The following is a 2411-nucleotide window of genomic DNA, read 5'->3' on the forward strand; positions in this document are numbered from 1 at the left end:
AGCACGCGCGTTGCATCGTCATTCGCGTGAAGGAGATGGTCACCCTTTGCGGAGGAGCGGACATGCGCAAGCTGAAGATGGACCTCGACGAGCTGACGGTGGAGTCGTTCACGCCCGGGTGCGTGCGCGGCGAACGAGGCGGTACCGTCCACGGCCATAGCGCGACGAAGAACGCGAACACCTGCAACAACTTCTCGTGCGCGGTGGGGTGCACATACCAGGAATCCTGCTACAACCCCTGCACTGCGTAGCGTTCTCCAGCGGAAGAGTGAACACAGAAGAAGCCTTCCGATGGCTCGCGTCCATCGGAGGGCTGCCGCGTGCAGGGACGAGCGCGCCGTCGACCGCGACATGAACGAGATCTCCGGGACACGCCGAAGCCGTGGCCACCCGGCTGGAATGGATCACCCGTCATCAAGCGGGTCGACAGTCGGCGGCACCTCGCCAAGGGAGACGGCGCTCCTCATCCTCACGAACGCCAGCCACGGTACTCCATCCGACCCTGCTGTCTCAGTGCGCTCGCAGCGCAGCCCTGTGGCGCTCGGCTCCGCGGCTCTGACGCTCCAAACAGGTATAGATCCTTCAGTCGTTCAGGCTCCTTCAGGATGAAATCTCAGGTACTTTCCGAGGAGCAACTGAGCTCGACTTTGGCCCTTTCACGCCGCGTAGGCAAGCGAGTCGGCCAAGCGGCGCAGCAGGGGTGGTGGAATTCGCTCGTACTCGGCACGCAACCGAGAGTGCGAGAGAAATGCCGAAGCCCAGAGCTCACGCCGCACGGCGGCGACGGCATCGCTGAAGGTGGGTACGGTCTTCGGATACCAGGCGGCGCTGCGGACCTGGAGGAGTTGGCGCTTGTCGAGGCGGTCGGCGAGCAGCGCGACGACGGAGAAGAGGCCGAGAAGGCAGGGCGTCGTCCGGGCGATGGCGAGATCGGACCACTGGCGCTGGGTTTCGATGCCGAGGTGGCGCCGGGCCTCCTCGAAGGTCACCTCGACGCACCAGCGCCGGACGTAGAGACGGATGATCTCCAGCGGGTCCATGTCCGGGTCGGTGGAGAGGTATGCGCGGGCTTCCCGCCGTCCAGAGGGATCACGGACGATCACCCAGCGAATCGGGATGGCGGGATTGCCGGTGTAGTACCAGAGCGCGGTGCCGGTGGCGATCTGCAGGTCGACCTCGCGCTCGCCGTACCAGCCGGAGACACGGACGGAGATCCACTCGGTGAGCGGATCCATGAGTCGGTCCTTCAGGCTGGGCAGCCGCTCGCCGACCTTGCGGCGGCCGCCGCGCTGTCCCGGCTGGCGCGGTGGCGGCGGAGCGTGGAGGCGGCTGTCGAGACGCATCTGGGCGACCACGGTGACGTGCCTGCGGATCGCGCCGAACAGCTTCTGGCTGGTGTAGTTGACGTCCATGAGCACGATCAGGCGGCGGCCCGGGAGCCAGCGGGCGAGCTGGAGGATCATCTGCCGCGCCCAGTCCACGACCGACTTGTGCCTGCGGCCGCGACTCGTGGCGTAGCGCTGCGACGGGGCGAGCACGGTCAGGAACGGCAGCCCCCAGACGCGGCGGGCCCACGGGATGCGCGGCAGGAACATGAGGCTGACCCAGCGCAGGCCGCTGGTCTTGACGAAGAACCCACGGCTGGAGCGCACCGGATCGCGGTAGATGCCGCGGGCCTTGATCTTCGGTCCCCAGCGGCGCTCGATCATGTCGTCGACCGCGAAGACGAGCGGCTCGTCACCGGGTGCGAAGGTGCGCACCAGCACCTGCAGCAGGATCCGCGACGCCTTGCGCGCGCTCCAGCGTGCCCGCGACAGCACGCGGTGGTAGTTGAGGAAGTGCGGGTCGTCCTGCAGGCCCACGGCGCGCAGCGCGGCCGCCACGGTGCGGGAGCCCAGCGCGAGGATCGCTCCTTTCAGCAGCAGGAGCGCGTTGGCGAAGGTGGGTCGGGTGAAGAGAGGCGCAAACTCGGCAAGCAGCTGGTCCAACTCGTCATGCATCGGCACACTGCACCCTGGTTCGGGTGTGGGGGCACCGAATCAGGTGAACACAGTACGCAAGAATTGGACAAAGTCGAGCTGAGGGCCACGTCCCCTTTTTCCGTCCGCGCCTGCATCCCTCCCGTACGGCGGTGACCGTCAGGCAGATCCGTTTACCGCGCCCACTTTCATCCTCCGCCAGGCTTCGTTAGACTATCCCCTTCCACGGCACACGCCCGTCATCTTCGTCTACCACCCGCCGTTCCCCACGTGACGCAGTATCGCCCCGACAACCCGCTGATCGTGCAGGGCGACCAGACCGTGCTGGCCGAGGTCGGCAGCCCGCGCTTTTCCGAGGCGCGCGACCGCATCGCCCCGTTCGCCGAGCTGGTGAAGAGTCCCGAGCACGTCCACAGCTACCGCATCACCCCG

Annotated in this window: 2 protein-coding genes; one reads left to right on the forward strand and one right to left on the reverse strand. The window is 66.9% G+C overall.

The window, feature by feature from the left end; translation table 11 throughout:
* A partial coding sequence (locus VF647_25765; GenBank protein ID HEX8455513.1) for a hypothetical protein occupies positions 1-251 on the forward strand: 251 nt, incomplete at its 5' end.
* A gap of 405 nt (positions 252-656) precedes the next feature.
* Here VF647_25765 and VF647_25770 read toward each other — a convergent pair.
* Entirely contained in the window at positions 657-2000 is a 1344-nt protein-coding gene (locus VF647_25770; GenBank protein HEX8455514.1) for a transposase, read from the reverse strand.
* Positions 2001-2411: the final 411 nt, after the last annotated feature.

Source organism: Longimicrobium sp., assembly GCA_036387335.1.
GTDB lineage: Bacteria > Gemmatimonadota > Gemmatimonadetes > Longimicrobiales > Longimicrobiaceae > Longimicrobium.

Excerpts from the sequence above, each read along its gene's own strand:
- VF647_25770 (HEX8455514.1), bottom strand. The coding sequence starts at position 2,000 with ATGCATGACGAGTTGGACCAGCTGCTTGCCGAGTTTGCGCCTCTCTTC.